Origin of the sequence: Flammeovirga sp. OC4, from assembly GCF_000812565.1 — a bacterium.
Taxonomy (GTDB): Bacteria; Bacteroidota; Bacteroidia; order Cytophagales; family Flammeovirgaceae; genus Flammeovirga.
Window position 1 is genome coordinate 1 of sequence record NZ_JTAM01000023.1, and the last position, 18,375, is coordinate 18,375.

At 34.5% G+C, this 18,375-nt stretch carries 9 protein-coding genes; 2 read left to right on the forward strand and 7 right to left on the reverse strand.

All coding sequences use genetic code 11. The features are described 5' to 3' along the window. Positions 1 to 263 precede the first annotated feature (263 nt). Positions 264 to 1,412, reverse strand: a complete 1,149-nt coding sequence (locus PL77_RS14700; protein ID WP_052444438.1) for a glycoside hydrolase family 26 protein — start codon at positions 1,410 to 1,412, stop codon at positions 264 to 266. Between the two features lie 295 nt (positions 1,413 to 1,707). Between PL77_RS14700 and PL77_RS14705 the strand changes: the two genes are divergently transcribed. Then, the gene (locus PL77_RS14705) at positions 1,708 to 3,009 is read left to right on the forward strand and encodes a glycoside hydrolase family 2 TIM barrel-domain containing protein (protein WP_052444439.1); all 1,302 of its coding nucleotides are present in this window, start codon (positions 1,708 to 1,710) and stop codon (positions 3,007 to 3,009) included. A gap of 71 nt (positions 3,010 to 3,080) precedes the next feature. On the opposite strand, the gene PL77_RS14710 is transcribed toward PL77_RS14705, so the two are convergent. From PL77_RS14710 to PL77_RS30635, 6 genes are all read right to left on the reverse strand, one after another. Continuing rightward, a complete protein-coding gene (locus tag PL77_RS14710) occupies positions 3,081 to 4,265 on the reverse strand; it encodes a T9SS type A sorting domain-containing protein (RefSeq protein WP_044206757.1) in 1,185 nt (394 codons plus the stop codon). 271 nt (positions 4,266 to 4,536) lie between these two features. Further along, complete coding sequence (locus tag PL77_RS14715; protein WP_052444440.1) at positions 4,537 to 5,829, reverse strand: glycoside hydrolase family 26 protein; 1,293 nt, start codon at positions 5,827 to 5,829, stop codon at positions 4,537 to 4,539. Between the two features lie 92 nt (positions 5,830 to 5,921). Continuing rightward, a complete protein-coding gene (locus tag PL77_RS14720; protein WP_044206760.1) occupies positions 5,922 to 6,890 on the reverse strand; it encodes a PKD domain-containing protein in 969 nt (322 codons plus the stop codon). 161 nt (positions 6,891 to 7,051) lie between these two features. After that, the gene (locus tag PL77_RS14725) at positions 7,052 to 8,584 is read right to left on the reverse strand and encodes a RagB/SusD family nutrient uptake outer membrane protein (protein ID WP_044206763.1); all 1,533 of its coding nucleotides are present in this window, start codon (positions 8,582 to 8,584) and stop codon (positions 7,052 to 7,054) included. Between the two features lie 27 nt (positions 8,585 to 8,611). After that, positions 8,612 to 11,728, reverse strand: coding sequence for a TonB-dependent receptor (locus tag PL77_RS14730; protein WP_172665866.1), 3,117 nt, complete (start codon positions 11,726 to 11,728; stop codon positions 8,612 to 8,614). A gap of 1,503 nt (positions 11,729 to 13,231) precedes the next feature. Beyond that, a complete protein-coding gene (locus tag PL77_RS30635) occupies positions 13,232 to 15,226 on the reverse strand; it encodes a sugar porter family MFS transporter (protein ID WP_156152373.1) in 1,995 nt (664 codons plus the stop codon). Between the two features lie 213 nt (positions 15,227 to 15,439). Here PL77_RS30635 and PL77_RS14740 point away from each other — a divergent pair, with 213 nt between their 5' ends. Next, on the forward strand, positions 15,440 to 18,310 hold the full coding sequence (locus tag PL77_RS14740) for a LuxR C-terminal-related transcriptional regulator (protein ID WP_044206770.1): 2,871 nt from the start codon (positions 15,440 to 15,442) through the stop codon (positions 18,308 to 18,310). Positions 18,311 to 18,375 lie beyond the last annotated feature (65 nt).

An 18,375-nucleotide genomic window follows, 5' to 3' on the forward strand; every position in this document is an offset into this window, starting at 1 on the left:
AATCATAAGAGAAATGAAGAAGAAGGAAATTTGAAAGTAAAACCTATAAATGCTTGTTGAAAAGCTAGTTGAAAGTTGACTATAATTTAGTTTACAATGTAGTGTTCTCATAAAATAAAAGACACACAAAGGACATTAACCCCTCATGTGTCTTATGGAAAATCTGTTTGTTAGTCTTTGCAAGAAGACTATGAATCGATAAGCATTACACTACTTAAAATGAATTACCTGTTATTTATAAACCTTATTGAATCTATTATTAACTACTTTACTGTGTATTTTTTGTATAAATCTTCAGAAGACATGATATATCTTTTGTCTTGAAGTTTTGCTTCCCATTTTTTCTTGAGATTCTTATTCACTTGCAATCGAGCGTCAACCAATTTGAACGTTGGATTATCAAACCACATGGGGTGCGATTTCCAGTTACAGTTGATGTATGAAAATGCTTTTACAACATCATCGTTTTTCTCAATTGTATCAAAGAAAGGAACAAACCATTCGTTCCATGCTAATTGAGCCTCGTCTTCATTATTTAAGTCCATTGGTAATGTTTGGTTATCAAACTTCATAAAAGGACCTGAGACAGTTGGTGATGCCTCCGCAATAAATACAGGCTTACCTTTCGCTCTTGCAAATTCAATCATTTCTTGCTCTCGCCACCTTGCAAAAAATGAAAAACCACACCAATCCACATATTCATCCCCAGGATACCAATCTTCCAATTGACCAGGAGTAGAAACAAATCCTGTAGACTGCCATACGTATGCCACGTTTTCAACATTTTCTTTGTCTAAGACATCTTTTACTCTTCTATATGCCTTAAGATAATCTTCTCTCTTGTAATGGTTCCATAAGTGACCATCAAACTCGTATCCTACTCTTAAAAATACAGGACGAGGTGCAATGGACTTTATAAACTTACCTAATTCAATAATCATCTCATCATGTTCACCATTCGCAACTTTTGTTTCATGGTTTACCATTCCAAGACCAATGGCCAACATCATATTGTCATAATCAGAATCCGCCAACTGAAGACTCGCATTATAGACACTATCACCCCAGTTGTCGGAACTATAAATACCATCTAATCCTTTGTGTACAAATCCAAATGTGGTATCTCCAGGTGTTAAGAAAGAGTAAGAAGTAAATCCAGCAGGACGCTCCTTGAAATGATCTAAATACCCATCATTATATTCCTCTAACCCACCAAGGGCTGAAATTTCTTGTCCAATAAAAACCAAAACTTTCCCATCTTCGGGTTCATATTTTGCTAAAGGTCTATCCACTTTTGCCGATGTATTAGGAGAAGCAACAGCACTTTTAATAAACGTTTTATCAGTTGTCTGTTCTACACACCCTATTAAACCTAAAGCAAAAGAGACAGCTATAAAATAAACTGTTCTCATTATCATACTTGTAAAAATTAAAGGATGACCAATCCAAAAAATTTACTCTGTTTAAAGTAAATAGTCTGCAATATTCTTTCTTTTCGTTGAGTAAATGATCAATGGTTTTGAAAGACAAAACTGTTGTTCAATTACCTATTTCAAAGGTCATTATTTTTTTTAATATGTAAACTACTACAACTACTCTCGACACTACTTCACAACTACTTCAAACCGCCTTTTTGATATCAAAATCAGCATTTTATAAATGAATAAAAGTACTTTTGTTTATCAACAAACATAATTGCGATTAGAAATGAAATGTAAATTAAAATCACTCTTCTTTTTGTTACTTCTCTTACCCTATATAAGCCGTGCTCAAGGCAATGAGAGGTTGAAGTTATTCAACGAAGAGCACTTCTTCATTAAAGGTGTAGGCATTGATAATAATGTAGGTCTCACCAAATTTGAACTCTTGGCTCAATCAGGTGCGAATGCATTTAGAACTTGGAGTACACAAAATGCAGAAGCAAAATTTGACTCCGCCCAAAAGTATAATCTTAAAGTCGCTTTAGGAATTGCAGTTGAACAAGAATTGCATGGGTTTGATTATAATGACAAAGAAGCTGTAAAAAAGCAATTGGAAAAAATCAAAGCTCAAGTACTAAAGTATAAGGACCGACCCGAATTAATGTGTTGGGTTGTAGGAAATGAATTAAACCTTCTTTTTGACGAACATGGACAGCTTGCTCTAGTAAATCCAAAAGTTTATGATGCATTGGAAGAGATCATTCAATTTATCCATAGTGTTGACCCTATTCATCCTGTAACGACAACATTTGCCGGCATTACGAAGGAACATGTCGTTCGAACTTTAGAAAGAACACCAAGCTTGGATATCATCTCATTTCAAGTGTATGGTGATTTATTAGTTTTACCTCAACGTGTAAAAGAACTTCACTTGAAAATTCCTTATATGGTCACTGAATATGGGGCAGTTGGACATTGGGAAAGACCTATCACACCATGGAACAGAGAAGTAGAAGAAACCTCATTTGAAAAAGGAGAAGGCCTAGCAAACCGAATTCAAAAAGGCATGGTTGAGAATCAAGACCCGCTATTCCTAGGTTCTTTTGCTTTTTATTGGGGACAAAAACAAGAGAGAACACCTACATGGTATGGCCTCTTTACTGTATCAGGAGAAAGTGACGCTCGCATTGATGAGCTTACTAAATATTGGTCTGGAAAATACCCCGAAAATAGAGCTCCTTCCGTAAAAAGCATACAGCTAAACGGAAAAAAGGCAAGCGATTTTATTGTCATAAAGGATGAAAAAATACTGACTTCCAATATTGAGCTATCGGTGCCAAAAGCAGAGAATTTAAGTTTTCATTGGGAATTAATGGAAGAAGTGAAAGTTAAAAGTCAAGGGGGTGCTTTTGAACAAACACCTCCCAAAATAAACCTCCAAATCATTGAGAATAAAGAAATTGAAATCACCTTCAAAACACCTCAAAAGGAAGGAGATTACAGGCTTTTTGTTTATGTCTATGATGGAAAAGGAAAAGTAGGAACAGCCAATATCCCCTTTTATGTCGGAGACTTGAAAGATATGTAATAAAACATCCCCTATCCATAAAAATATGGTATAGGGGATCTGTATATATTAAGTGCTGTATAATAGTTAGATTATTGTTTTACGAATTTTGAAGATTTACCATCTATAGTTAGTATATAGATGCCTTTATCTAAATCAGCAACATCAACTGAAGTTTTGGATGTAAATGATTTCGACTTGACTTCAATGCCATTAATAGAATGTATTTTCAAAGCTACTTCTCCTTCCGAAGGATAGGAAACATTTAATACAGATGTTACTGGATTAGGAAAAGTAGAGAAAGTTACATTTTCTTCAACCGAAGTATTACGAGTTCTTGCATTTGAACCTACATAATAATATGGAGTTCTATGAGAGTTTCCATAATTATCACTATAAATCATAAAGTATTTATAAGAAGGTGTGTAAGGATAACTTGTATACTTTACCACATTTGGCACCTTACTGATTGGATACGTTGCTATCGAACCTCCATAATTAGGTGAAGACCAGTAAATCGTCACCGTACCTGTTCTGTCTGTATTATTTTCAGTGAATTTAAAAGAGGTGTTAGAATAAAACTTTGAAATGACTACGTTATCAGGATCTTCAAACGGAGGTCTAAGTTTTAGCTTATGAACCTTTACAAATTTTTCACCACAAGTATTAATGGCTTCTGATTCAAACTGAAGTTCAACATCTTTTAAAGAACTATTATAATTTGTGTTTAATATTAGCTCATCTCTATACACTGTTAAATACGGCGATAAAGATTTAAACTTAAAAGATGTCACTGCTGAAGATGAAAAACCTCTATATTCAACTTTAACTCTGTCATTTTTGTAAGTCAATGAACTGTTTAACTCACTTTGGTTTGTGATATAGACATTGAGATTGTAGTTAATTGTAGTACGTTTAAGGTTGATTTCATCTTTACCACTACCACTGTATGAAACTTCAATTCTAACTGGTTTCGTACTTGTTACATAAGGAAATAGTAATAAAATCTTCGAAGAGGTATCATTATACTTATTAATTGGTGTTTCCCTTACTAACGTCTCAGTATAAGAATCTACTTCATAAATTCTTGCATAATAAACGTAAGTATTTGGCTTGTTGAATTTTAAGTAAATGGAGCTTCCAACTTGAACTTCACCTTTACAGTTTAATCCAAAAATAGTAAAGTTTCCTTTGTTAGAAGTAGCAGTGTTAGCTTTTGATGAATTCACACCTAGTACAAGTGTGAAAAAAATAATTAGTAATGTTAGCTGTTTCATTTTTATTTAAATTAGTTATTAGCACTTAACATATATATTTATCGCTTAAGTCTCCTTATTTCTATTGAATTGGAGCTAATTTGGAGCCCAGGCTCTAAGAGTGAATTTTCTATATTTAAAGTTGAGTTAAATAGTAGTTTACAGGGCATTGTATTGATAGACGTACTTTATCTAATCATTCACCATCAGAAAGGCTCCAAAAAACTCTAAACACTAATCGCATTTTAAGAGAGGACACACCAAAATGAAGTCCTCCTAATTTTCACACTTATTATTTCTTAGTGTGTAATACTTTTTTGATGATTTGATTTCCTTTATCATCATACATTATGATTGAATATAAACCTGAATCTATTGGTAAATCTATAGTTTGGGAATGCTTTTCCATTTGCATTTCTTCCACAATTTTACCGGATCCGATTTCGATAATCATTAGTTTTGAAATAAAGATAGATTCCAATAATTCTATCCTTAAACCAGCATTACTAGAATAAACTTTGACTTTACTTTCCAATTGTTCATCTTCTAAAGCAGTAATTGTTGCAAAACAATCTTCTTCTGTTGAAAAAGGATAACCAATAGAATCAAACAAATTACTTGTACTTTTCAACCAAGTACCATCATCGATTGCAGTCTTCCAATTTTTAGTAACTACTGCATTAGCCTGTATTCTTGAATCTCCCCAATTGATATCACTATCTCTCCACATGGGTTGTGCATTCCAGTCGACATTGATATAGGCTAACGCTTTTATAGATTCATTATTATTGATAAGATCGAATAAAGGTTGAAACCAAATTGACCATACATTTTCAGTCGTAGCTTCCAAATCATATCCCATAGGAGTGGCTTCAGCAATCATAACAGGCTTACCTTTTTGTTTTGCAAAACTAATTAAAGAGGCTCCCGCTCCTCTTCCAAAATAAGAAAATGCCATCCAATCTACATACTCATCGCCTGGGTAATAGGCATTTAAAATATTTGCGGCATGTACGCCATCTGATTGCCATACAAAATCGCAATTTAAAACTCTTTCTTCGTCAAACACATCTACAATATGTTGGTACATCTTCACGTAATTTGATGGGTTGTAATTATTATGGGGACCATCAAATTCATACCCTATTCTCAAATACACTGGACGATTAGTGTTTTTAATCCAATTCGCTAATCTTCTGATATTATAATCTCTTGTTCCCTCAATTACAGCTGTTTCCTGCCCTACCAAAAACAAGCCTAAAGCAATTGTGGAGTTTGTAAAATTGCTATCATCGATATATTGTTGTGCATTCACATCACCTGCACCATAGTTGGCTTTACTCATTAAGCCCTGTAAATTCACAATGTTTGTATAAGAAGTAACACCTGCTGGATAATATTCAAAAGCATCAACATATCCATCCGTATAATTTGATAACCCACCAACAGCACCTAGGTCCTGCCCTATAATTAGTAATTTTTCTCCATCAGAAGGAACAAATTTGGCATTTCCACCAAAACATGCTGACCTTTCCTGAGCGTATAACTGATGAGTTAATAAAAAAATAAATAAAAAATATCTCATGGAGTATTGATTAAAAAGTTACAAAAAGGGAGGTACTCCTCTAAGAGAAATACCCCCTTCTCACATTTGTTTAAGAATGCTATTTCTTTGAATTACTCAGCTGCAGGAGCTGGTTCTTCTTCTACAACATCTTCTTGAACGAACTTCAAGTAACGGTAGTTTATACCATTTTCTGGTTCGTTTTTATTAAGTACATTCAAGTATCTAACGTACAATTCTGTTTCTGTAAGAGATACAATCTCATATTTAGAATTTACAACACCATCTACTGTTTGCTTATAACCAAGGAATCCTCCATCCATGATTTGAAGAAACATTGCACCATCCTCCTCAATTATAGATACAGAGTAAGAGTCTTCACCCTCATAAACTGATTCAAAATCTTCGTAATCTTTTGCTGTAATATCTTCTTGCCAGTTATTGATTTGATGTGTTGCTTGTACTTCCATTACATTAGGGAAGAGACCAAAAGTAAAACGAGACTTAAGTGCTTCAGGCATAGAAATACCTTCACCGTTGTTACCACCCCAGTGGTTGTATTGTGAACCCCACCAAATTACGTTTTGATCAGGATTCCAATCACCATGCTCAGGACCAGGACCTACTTGGAAAGCACCTGGAGCAATAGAGAATTTCCATGTTTTTCCTAGACCAGGACCCCCGTCTTGACAACCGCCAGTCAATAATTGGTAGTAATTATTATTACAAATTACATCTGACTCTGCATCAGTTACAGTTAATGTACCTGTTACTTCAGAAACACCTTGAGCTGAAGTTAGTACTACACTTACAGTAAACTCACTATTCCATAAGTAAGTATGTGAAGCCTCTGGACCTTCAGAATTTACAGTGTTTCCATCTCCAAAAGAGAATACATAAGATAAAACTCCTGTTGCCTCTTCAACTTCAACAGTCACTTTTGAATTATCATCTGAATCCTGAGTTATTTTAAGAACAGCTGCAGGAACATCTACAGTAGATGAATCATCATCAGAACATGATCCGAAAGCAAGGGCAATTAAACCTAAAATTAATAATTTTAATAAATCGAATTTTCTCATTTCATTAAATTTTATGAATGTAAAAAGAATAGTGTGTCTCTATTGAGAGCGTTAAAAAATAGGCAGTAAGGTGCCAGCTTGGTAAAAAACTACCAACGAAAGAAAGAAATATCTTGAAGGTGTCAGCTAATACTGAATATTAGCTGACGATTATTTATATACTAGTTGCTAGGATTTGGTTTGATGATACCATTTGTCAAATCAATTTCTGATTGTGGTATCGGGAACTTTTCGTGAGTTCCTTTCACAAAACCTTCATCCAATAATCTTTGTGTGATCTGGCCTGTTCTTACTTGATCGAAGAAGCGGTGACCTTCCATTGCTAACTCCAAACGTCTTTCAGCATATACTTGATCCAATGTAGGTGCACCAAGTGATGGTAAACCTGCTCTAGTTCTTACTGCATTAAAAGGAGTTGCAGCTTCACCCGCTTTACCTACTTTAATGGCTAACTCCGCTTGGAATAAAAGTAAGTCTGCATATCTAAACATTCTGTAGTTAGAAGGTCCATTACATCTATGGTCACCAATTGATGATTTTGTTTGCTCGCTAAGTGGTAAGAAATACTTTTGAGAAGCTAATCCTTCTGTGTTATTCCAGTTGTCTGACGGTTCACTTGGAATTTCCATTGCAAACCCATCTTGAGGGTACACCACTTCACCATCGTAGATCAACGTTTGCTCTCTTCTGATATCATCACCCGCAGCTCTATACAATGCATCTAGTTCTTTGTTTGGAATATTGAAACCCCAACCTTCACCAAATTCACTGTCAGTACCCGCTCTTACAGAAGTCATCATGTTAGAGTAAGAACCTGTTGATTGTAAATTCCAGTTATGGAATGCTGAAGGCTCAAATTGTACTTCAAAAATAGAATAATCACCATTTTCGTTTTCAAGTCTCCAGATTTTCTCAAAATCAATCAGTGCATATTGACCTGAAGCAACAACCTCTTTTGTGAAATTATAAGCCTCATCATAATAAGCCGTTTCATTAGAATATAAAGCCGCTTTAGCAAAGTACGACTGCGCCATACCTTTTGTTGCTCTACCTAAATAATTACCATCGTACTCCGCTTTTAATTTAAGATGAACTTGTGCTTCTCTGAAATCAGTTAAGATAAAATCATATGTTTCTTTCTCTGTAGCACGAGCAATTTGAGTGATGTTGATATAATCATCTTCTGTTTGAAGTAATGGCACTCCACCAAACATTTTTGCAAGTTGGAAATAATGCCATCCTCTTAAAAACCTTGCCTCAGAATATCCTTGATTGTAATCCTCTTCTGAGATTTTATCTTTACTCGTTTCTAATGCAAAAAGTGCGTTATTTGCTCTAAAAACACCTGCAAAGTGCTTTTGCCAAACTAATTCATACATTGGATCACTCGCATTCCATTGGAACTTTTGGACAGATTGCATGTAGCCCAAGTCACCTTCAGTCAAACCTCCTTTTGAAGCATCATCAGAAGCTATATCACCAAAGATGAAATAATTATAGAACTGAGATTGTTGAAAACTCCATAACATCGGATTGTAAGCTGCAATCAACATTCTATCAATATTAGCTGGATCAGATACGAATACAGAAGCAGTTTCTCTTGCTAATGGCTCTCTTTCTAAGAAGTTAGAACAACTTGAGGTTCCAATTCCTATTAAAGCTCCTGCAATTAATGATTTATATATTTTTTTCATTTGAAATTTCTTTATCGTTTTACAAAATTAGAATCCAATATTTACACCTGCTGTATATATTCTAGGTACTGGGTAGTTACCTCTGTCAATACTGAAATCAATTGTTTGTCCTTGAAGGTTTTGTCCAATTTCAGGATCAAAGCCAGTGTATTTTGTGAAAGTATAAAGGTTTTGACCTGCAATGTATACTCTGAATTTGTTGATGCCCATTTTGTTCGAAATGTGCTGAGGAATTGTGTAACCCAATTGAACATTTCTAATTCTTAAGAAATCACCGTCCTCTAAGTAATAATCAGAATATTGTCTGTTGTTTTCAGTACCCGTTACTTTTGGATGCTCATTTGTTGAGCCTGGGCCTGTCCATCGATCACCTTCAAATACTGATGCAAAGTAATTAGAGTTGGCTTTGTTTGAGTTGAATCGGATACCATTGAAGATTTTATGCCCCCCCATACCTTGTAAGAAAAGAACTAAATCAAATCCTTTGTATGCAAAGTTAGCTGTAACACCATAGTTGTAAACTGGTAGAGAGTTGCCTAAGATCTTACGGTCATCGCCATTGATTTTCTTATCTCCATTTTGATCAACATAGATTAAATCACCTGCTGTCACTGAGTTGTTCAATGGTACATCACCTGCTGCACCGTCAGGGTCTTGCTGATAGATACCGTTCGTTTCATATACGTAGAACGATCCAATACTTTCACCTTCTGTAGTTAATAAGATATCTTGTCCCCAAAGAGTTGCTGTGTTGTAAGGTGTTTTAGCACCAGTATCTAACACTTCATTTTTGTTGTAAGAGAAGTTACCTGTAACTCCGTAAGAAAAACCGCTTTCTCTTTCATCATTCCAACTTAAAACTAATTCAATACCTGAGTTTCTTACAGAAGCACCGTTTGTCCAAGGGTTTTGAGTATATCCTGATGAACCTACTACATCTGCTTGGAATAACATATCAAGTGTTGTTTTTTGATAGAAATCGATCGTTGTTGTTAATCTGCTGTTCAAGAAAGAGGCATCAACACCTACGTTAAGTTGTTCTGATGTTTCCCAAATAAGATTTGTTGTAGGACCTGTAATCAATGAAGCACCATCTTGAATAACTCCTGCTCCACCAACTGGGTAACGAAGACCTGTTGTAATTGTTGAAACTGTCGGGTAGAAACCTAAGTTATTTGGCATTTTGTCATTGGCAACTTGTCCCCAACCACCTCTAACTTTTAAATCTTTTACAAAGTTCACATCACTCATAAATGCTTCATTTGAAACTTTCCAAGCTAAGGCGAACGATGGGAAAGTACCCCAACGGTAGTCTTTCGATAATCTTGAAGAACCATCCATACGGAATGAAGCAGTTAGTAAGTAACGATCATCATATCCATAGATAAATCTACCTAAGTAAGAGAAAATTCCTGCGTCTTGTGCAAAGTTAGCTGGAGCAATATCATCTTCCGTTGCAATACCCGAATCCAAGTATCTTAAGTATTCATCATTTGGCATCCCTGATTTACCACCGTTAAAGAACTCGTGATATTCGTTGTATAATGATACACCTCCTAAAACTGTGAAATCGTGTTTGTTTCCAATGTTTCTTTTGAAAGTGACTGTGTTATCCCAAGTGTAAGAGAAGTGTTTTTCTTGGAAGATACCCATTCTTGCTGTTTCTCTTGTCAACTTCACGTTTCCTTTATCGATAAACTTAGGGTTGAAGATTTTTCTCTCCTGATACTGTCTATCCATACCGAACATTGTTTTGAAAGTCAAACCTTGAATTGGCTCATACTCTGCAAATACATTGGCTAAATATCTGTCGATGACAATTTCATCGTTGATCAAGGCCAGACGACCTACAGGGTTTGTAAATTCATCTGAAATTGAAGAAGTAGAATAAACATAATCAGGGTTAGTTTCTGACAACTCATGATATACAGGATCGGTAGGTGAAGAACCTACAGCATGCATAATCGGATCTTCGTACTCATTGTTTTGAGGAATCACACTCTGATTCGATCTTGTCATCACCAAATTTGCTCCTATTGCAAACTTCTCACTTACTTGTGACTTTACATTCAATCTACCTGATAATCTATCATAAGCAGATGGTGCAATAATACCTTTTTGGTCAAAGTAGTTCAAACTCATCAAGAACTGAGATTTTTCATTACCACCACTTGCTGTCAATTGATAGTTTTGAATTGCTGCCTCACTTGGTTCTGAGAATATTTCTCTTTGCCAATCTGTCCCACCTTCTTGTTGGAATTTTTGCAATTGTTCAACACTATACTTGTTTGAATGTCCATTGTTTCTCAATGATTCATTTCTTAAGAAGGCATATTGATAAGCATCTGTAAGTTCAATATAATTCCCTACTTGTTGTACACCTGCATATCCATCAAATGTAACATTAACTTGTCCACCTTCTTTTCCTTTCTTCGTTGTAATGATGATGACACCATTTGCACCTCTTGAACCGTAAATTGCTGTTGCTGAAGCGTCTTTTAAAACGTCCATTTTTTCAATATCAGCGGGGTTTAAGAAAGAGATATTTTGTGTCAAAATTCCATCCACTACATATAATGGAGTCGCATCACCGATTGTACCTTGACCACGAATAGTGATGGTAGATGCTGAACCTGGTGAACCTGAACTTTGTGATACTGACACACCTGCCACTTTACCTTGCATGGCCATTTCAGCACTTGATTCCACTGCTACTGTCAACGATTCATTGTCCACTGAAGCTACAGAACCAGTTACGTCTTTTTTACTTTGTGTACCATAACCAATTACAACAAGCTCTTCCATTTGAGTAGTCTCTTCTTGTAATACAAAATCAAAAGAAGTGAGCTCGCTTACGGGATGTTGCTCTGTCTTATAACCAATATAAGTAATCACCAATACAGCATCGTCAGTTACAGAAAGTTGATAACGACCGTCAAAATCAGTTACAGTTCCTTTTGAAGTACCTTGAATCGTGACATTCACACCAGGAATTGGTCCAGTTCCGTCTTTAATAGTACCTTTAATGACTTTTTCTTGAGCAAAACTTTCTGCTAGAATAACTGAGAAAAAAGTACTGATCAAGGCTACTTTCCTTAGTATATTAAGTAAAGTAGAATTTGAATAGTTTATAGTATATTTCATTGTCATACAGTTTTCTTCAATAGATTAAAATTTAGTGTAGATCAAAGAATAATAGATAGTGCTTACCGGTTAAAACTTCTATTTATAAGGTTTTACCCTTGATTAATGAAGCTGGCACTTTCATAAAAGTTTTAACCTTTTGCATACCGCAATTAAGGAATATTTACACTCAAACATCAAAAAATAATATACTTCAACACTACTTCAAGCGTCACGCAAACTTACTTCACGTGTATTTTGGACACTTTTATACACTACATCAGATACTTCAATACCTCAATGGATGTACTAAAGCACAAAACACCCTCAATTTGTATGAATATTTTGGTACTTAATGAGATAAATAATTGATTTACTATGGTTTATTTCAGGTTATTGATAGTTGATATTATTCTTTAAAAGGTTCAATTCCATTCACCACCATCTCCAAACACTACTTCTCAGAGCAGTTTTTGAACTGACTTTTATTACAGCATTATAATTTCGGAAAGGATTTCATGTTTTCTCGATCTAAAAATGAATCAAACCCCTACTTATATCATTTTAACACCTATTTCCTCTTTTGATCTGAAAGTTTGAATTATTTATACTACATATTTGAAGCGTTAGATATGGAATTTAGTTTTGGGTTTCTAAGTCTAGATCTTTATATTTTACTCATTTGATAATACCTAAAATAAAGTAAAGGAGAACATAAAAAAGCATATCAAATTATCACTTAATCGTTAATTATAATACAGATTAATATGTAATGAAAGAATTATTTTAAACATGAAATGAAACTTAAGGGCATAAGAGATTTACATAATCAGAAACGTTAGATAGCATAAAGATGTAGACGCTACTCGATAAGGTTATTGTATAATACAAGTACATTGTAAACTAAGTTTTCGTTAATTCATGTAATTCCTTTTGTGAAGGAGAAATGGTAGTGTATTGTGGTTCGCGAGGTCGTTGCAATGCAACGACCCTACAGAACTGCTTTTAGAAAATGAGTATAAAACCTTAGTCTTTTGACATGTAATCAGGCAATCATTTAGTAGTAACACCCCCGGCCTTGAAGGGAAAAGCGTTCAGAATTCCATGTATTGAGCCGTTAAAAATGATTTTGTTGTTTGAGCATCTCAAAACGATGAAGTTTTGATCGAGTTAGCCTTTCAATAGGCGAGAGAAATGGAATTTAGCTTTTGACTTCAAAGCCTTGAATTTTTTGCTTCGTTTTTGTTTCAAGACAAAAATGAAGAAGAAGGAAGTTTGAAAGTTGATCCTATAAAAACTGGCAGAAAGGTTGATTGAAAGTTGACGATAATTTAGTTTACAATGTAGTTAGTTATGATTTTGTATTTGAGTCTCTGAAAACAATGAAGTTTTGACTGGGTTATCCTTTCAATTTTGGGAATAAAAAAAACGGAAGAATCGATCTCCCGTTTTTAAAACATAAAATTGTCCTTAAATCTATATTAAATCTGAATGAAACTTTGTTTTTTAATAATCTATAAGAATTTAATGTGCTAGTGGTGCTACAACGTCAGCAGTATCATCATCACTGCTTACTTTTTCACCAATTAACTCTTCTTCTATTTGCTCTAATGACTTACCCTTTGTTTCCCTCACAACAAAAACTGAAAAGGCAAAACACAATAGCATACATATTCCAAAAATCACAAATGTAGTTCCTGCTCCAAACAATTCTAATTCCAGTGGAAAAACAGTGGCCACTAGAAAACTTGTTGCTGAGTTAACACCTCCAATGATGGAAATACCAATACCTCTCAAATGATTTGGTAAAATCTCAGGTAGCATAGCCCACATAACGGGTCCTACAGAAATTGAAAATCCGGCAATAAAACCGAGGATACCAAATAGTACAAAAAATGAGTTAATATGAATACTGTGGTTCAACAATATGGATTGATATTGAGACGAGAAGGTCGCATTTATAGATTTCTGAAATGCTTTTTTATAATCACTTCCCTTCAATAAATCATTCTTTGCTGCTAAGAAAAACGGATCTCTTTCAGTTTGAGGGCTAATGGCGTGTTCATTTGGAAATAACTGAAGGAAAAGATCGCTTTTCACCTCTTTATAAAGTTGTAATTCTGAATCAAATTTAAAGCCTACTGTTTTATTAAGGCTTACTTTAAGCATACTCACCTGGGCTAATTCAGCAAAGATTTTTTCATTCACCCCACTAGCAGATTGAGTAATATTTCCATTTTGTAACAATTGTAACTTATCGCCCATAATTTTGTATTCATCAAAAGGCAATAATTCTATATTCATTCTTTTGAATTCTTCTGCTAAAATACCCCTCTCTAAAGAAGTGCCAATCTCAGAAACGTTTTCTTTAGTTATACTGTAAGTCGCATCATAAAAATAATAGGCTGTAAAAAATAGAGAAAGGGTCATTACAGAAGTACCCATAATCAACAGTGGTTTTCTTCCCAACCTATCAATTAAAAGCATAGAAATAATGGTCATTACCACGAATACAATACCTATGATAATAGATTGCATAAATGCACTATCTTGCCCCTCACCTGTCATTTCAAAAATCATTGGAGCATAATATAAAATGGCATTGATTCCTGAAGTTTGTTGGAAAATAGCCAGACCAAAGCCAATAAATAATACTAATTTCATCCTTTTGTGGAATAATTCCCCTCTCAATGCTTTTTGATTGGTAGATTTAGATTGTTTTGAGAGTGATGAATTAATAGTACGCAACTCTTCTTGAGCATACTCCTCTCCTCCAACTTTCGCCAATACTTTTAATGCTTCTGTCTCTTTTTGTTTCTGTAACAACCACCTTGGGCTTTCAGGTATGATCAATAGTAAAAGAGTATATAAAAGTGCTGGTATAGCTCCTACTCCTAACATCCATCGCCAATTACTATTCGGATCTTCCACTAATTGTAAAATATAATAGTTTGAGAAGTACGCAATAGAAAGCCCTAATACAATATTTAATTGGTTGAAAGTAACCAACCAGCCTCTTTGCTTTGGTGGTGCAATCTCAGAGATATACATTGGTGCCACAAGGATTGCAATGCCAACTCCAAGACCCGCAATAAGCTTACATAATATAAAAACGAAAATATTAGTAGCCATAGCTGTTCCTAAAGCCCCTATTGTAAACAAAATGGAAGTCAACATTAAACTAGGTTTTCTACCGAATCGATCACTAATAGACCCTGCCGTAAGATTACCTATAAACGCTCCTAATATGATCATACTACTTGAGATACCAATCAATAAAGGTTGATCTGATATTCCAAAAGTGTATTTATAAAAAGGAATTGCCCCTGAATTGACAACGCCATCAAATCCTAATAAAAATCCTCCAATTGCAACAATTGAAGCAACCATTACTGGATAGTATACTTTTTTGATTTTCTCCAACATAATAATTAATTCATTTATTTCATCACATCCAATAAAAATTAGTAGACGACCTACTCTTGCCAGCTCATTTTTGTGATATATCGATATTAGCACTTTTGAATGTCACAAAAACACTAAAACATGCGTTTCAAAAGCTTTAAGTAGGTGTTGAAGTATATTTGAAGTAGTCCAAAAATACATTGACGTAGTACTCTATACGTTATTTTAACGATATTGCAGCTACACGTTAAATAAACGCTCTACTACTTCAAGCATGCAAAAAACCTTTATGTATGCCGACTTTTTGAAACACTATAAAACTATCTTATGAAATATCAATTATTACTTATTTTTATAATTAGCAGTTATTTCAACATTATTTTAGCAGAAAACTTGACCGTTGGAATTCCAATTGTAAATACTTTTCCTGCTACTACGTATAAGGCGGGTTCACAAAATTGGAGTATAACTCAGAATCAAAATGGGTTTATTTATATCGCCAATAATTTCGGCCTTTTAGAGTTTGATGGTGTATCGTGGAAAACGTACACATTGAATAAAGGGAACAATAATTTAAAAAGCGTTTATGCTCTCGGCAATAGAATTTATGTAGGAGGGCAAAACGAATTCGGTTATTTTGAAAAAAATGAAAAGGGACAATTGTCTTATCAATCCCTCCGAGGAACTATTGATGAAAATGTCAGTTTTGATGAAATCTGGAACATTTATCAAGGGAAAAGAAGCAATGAAGTGATCTTCTGTTCTCATAAAAGAATCTTTGTCTATTATGACGGTAAAGTAGAAACACTTATCCCTCCAAAAAATATTCGATATAGTTTCTATATCAAGGGAGATTTCATTTCTAGTTCACCCACTGTTGGGCTGCTCAACTGGAATGAAAAAAGAATATTGCCACAATACGATGGTACAGAAATTCTACACGGGCATATCTTAAGATCCATCATCAATTTTCCCAATGGTTCTCTATTGGCCCTGTCGCATGATGGAAAATTGTTAATCAACAACGGTGAAGGGTTCAAACCTTGGATGCCCAATATTTGGTCTACCTTTGAAAAAGCAAAAATCAATCAGGCCACTTTATTAAAGGACAATACTATTGCCATCGCCACTCAAAATAACGGTTTATTTATATTAAACGAAAGCGGGGAAATAGTACTTCACCTCAATAAGAAAAACGGGTTGGCGGATATGACCGTTTACAATATCTTTCAAGATCAATCTGAAAACTTGTGGCTTGCACATCGCAATGGATTATCTTATGTAGAGTTGCACTCTCCTTTCCGATTAATTAATGAGAAAATCGGCATCGAAGGTGGAGGTTATGCTGCTACCTCCTTTCAAAATGAACTTTATTTGGGAACCACTAATGGAGTATATAAATACAGCCCAAAACTCCCTTATAATGAACCGCACTACCAACGTTTAAACATTGGTCACACTTACAATTTGACGGGCATAGGCAATCGCCTTTTTCAAGGACAGCATGAAGGTTTATATGTTATCAATGACGAAAAAATAGAACCCGTTTCTTCCATCAAGGGAGCTTGGAATGTCCTTCAAGTCAATAAAAGGAAAGATATATTCCTTAGAGGATCATATGATGGACTATACATTCATGAAAAGGTAAAGGATCAATGGATTACACACAAAATAGATGGTTTTGAGGAATCCTCCAGACTTCTAGCACTCGTCAATGATAATACATTATGGATCAGTCATGGTTTTAAAGGGGTGTATAAACTCACAATTGATTTTGATAATTACAAGGTGAATTCTGTTCAATTTTACGGAAAAGACAAAGGCTTTTATTCCAATGTTTTAATCAATCTTTTTCAAGTCAACAATGAACTCCTATTTTGTGGTGAAAATGGTATTTTTAAATACAATGCCAAGAAAGACGTTTTTGAAAGAGACCAAAAGTTCACTGACATCTTGGGAAGAGATAGAGTGTCTTGCCTGGTCAACGACATACATGGCAATATCTATTTTATTCAAAATAACAAAGTAGGATTAATTTATGACCTCAACTCTGACAGTCCCTATGTGGAGAGACAACTTTTTGAACGCATCAATAAATATATCAGTGATGACTTAGAAACAATCATCTGCATTGATCCCTCCAATGTGTTGATTACAGCAAAAGAAGGTTTTATCTTATTTAACCCTAGGTTCAAAAGAGGTGTCCAAAAAAGTATTCCTTTGTCAGTAAGAAACTTTCAAAACACCAATGGAATTGAAAGTAATACCATTCATATCAGTGATGAAGAACCCATTGAAATGCCTTATGAATTTAATGATGTAACCTTCTCCTATTCCACTCCTTATTTTGATGGCTTGGAGTATAATACTTACCAAACTTTCTTAGAAGGATTTGATAAAATTCCAAAACCTTGGACTACTCAGAATGCAAGTGTTTATACCAATTTAAAAGAAGGGAATTATACTTTTAAAGTCACGGCAAAGAATATTTATGGAGAAGTGAGTATTCAAAAAGAAATACCATTTGTTGTACTACCACCATGGTACAGAAGTCCCTTTGCCTATCTTTTTTATATCATGATGACTTGTGGGTTTACTTTTGGGATTGTAAAGCTTTCAAAATTAAGATATTCGAAAAAGTGGTTGAGTATTGTTGGACAAAAAGAACAACAGATTGTGGACCAAGATGACACCATCAAACAACTTGTGCAAGAAAAACACGATCAGGAGATTAGTTTTAAAAATAAAGAATTAGCCTTGTCTACATTCCATTTGACACAACGAAATGAGCTTCTATCAACCATCAAAAATGACCTTATAAAAGTATCATCAAAGGCTGAAAATGTAGCGGTTGCCAAAGAAATACAACACCTTGCCAACCGAATCAGTAAAGATATTGATGATGAAAAAGATTGGGCAAGATTTAAGGATCATTTTAATTTAATTCACTCTGATTTCTTTGAATATTTTAAAGAAAATTACCCTCAATTGAGCACTCAAGAATTAAAAATATGTGCCTATATAAAGATGAATATGTCAACAAAAGACATTGCAAATGCACTGAATCTTTCGGTCCGAGGAGTGGAAACTTCAAGGTATCGATTAAGAAAAAAACTGAACCTTGATAAAAACACTCAACTTACAGATTTTATCCAAAAAGTGGAAAATGAAGTAACGAGTCATTCAGCATTAAACTAGTTTAGTTCTATTCGTTAATCAAGAGTAATAATTCATCAATAAAGGGCCGTTATGATTATTTCAGT

Bases quoted from the DNA above. Each gene is read 5' to 3' on its own strand.
- PL77_RS14700 (WP_052444438.1), bottom strand. From the start codon at position 1,412: ATGAGAACAGTTTATTTTATAGCTGTCTCTTTTGCTTTAGGTTTAATA.
- PL77_RS14705 (WP_052444439.1), top strand. From the start codon at position 1,708: ATGAAATGTAAATTAAAATCACTCTTCTTTTTGTTACTTCTCTTACCC.
- PL77_RS14710 (WP_044206757.1), bottom strand. From the start codon at position 4,265: ATGAAACAGCTAACATTACTAATTATTTTTTTCACACTTGTACTAGGT.
- PL77_RS14715 (WP_052444440.1), bottom strand. From the start codon at position 5,829: ATGAGATATTTTTTATTTATTTTTTTATTAACTCATCAGTTATACGCT.
- PL77_RS14720 (WP_044206760.1), bottom strand. From the start codon at position 6,890: ATGAGAAAATTCGATTTATTAAAATTATTAATTTTAGGTTTAATTGCC.
- PL77_RS14725 (WP_044206763.1), bottom strand. From the start codon at position 8,584: ATGAAAAAAATATATAAATCATTAATTGCAGGAGCTTTAATAGGAATT.
- PL77_RS14730 (WP_172665866.1), bottom strand. From the start codon at position 11,728: ATGAAATATACTATAAACTATTCAAATTCTACTTTACTTAATATACTA.
- PL77_RS14740 (WP_044206770.1), top strand. From the start codon at position 15,440: ATGAAATATCAATTATTACTTATTTTTATAATTAGCAGTTATTTCAAC.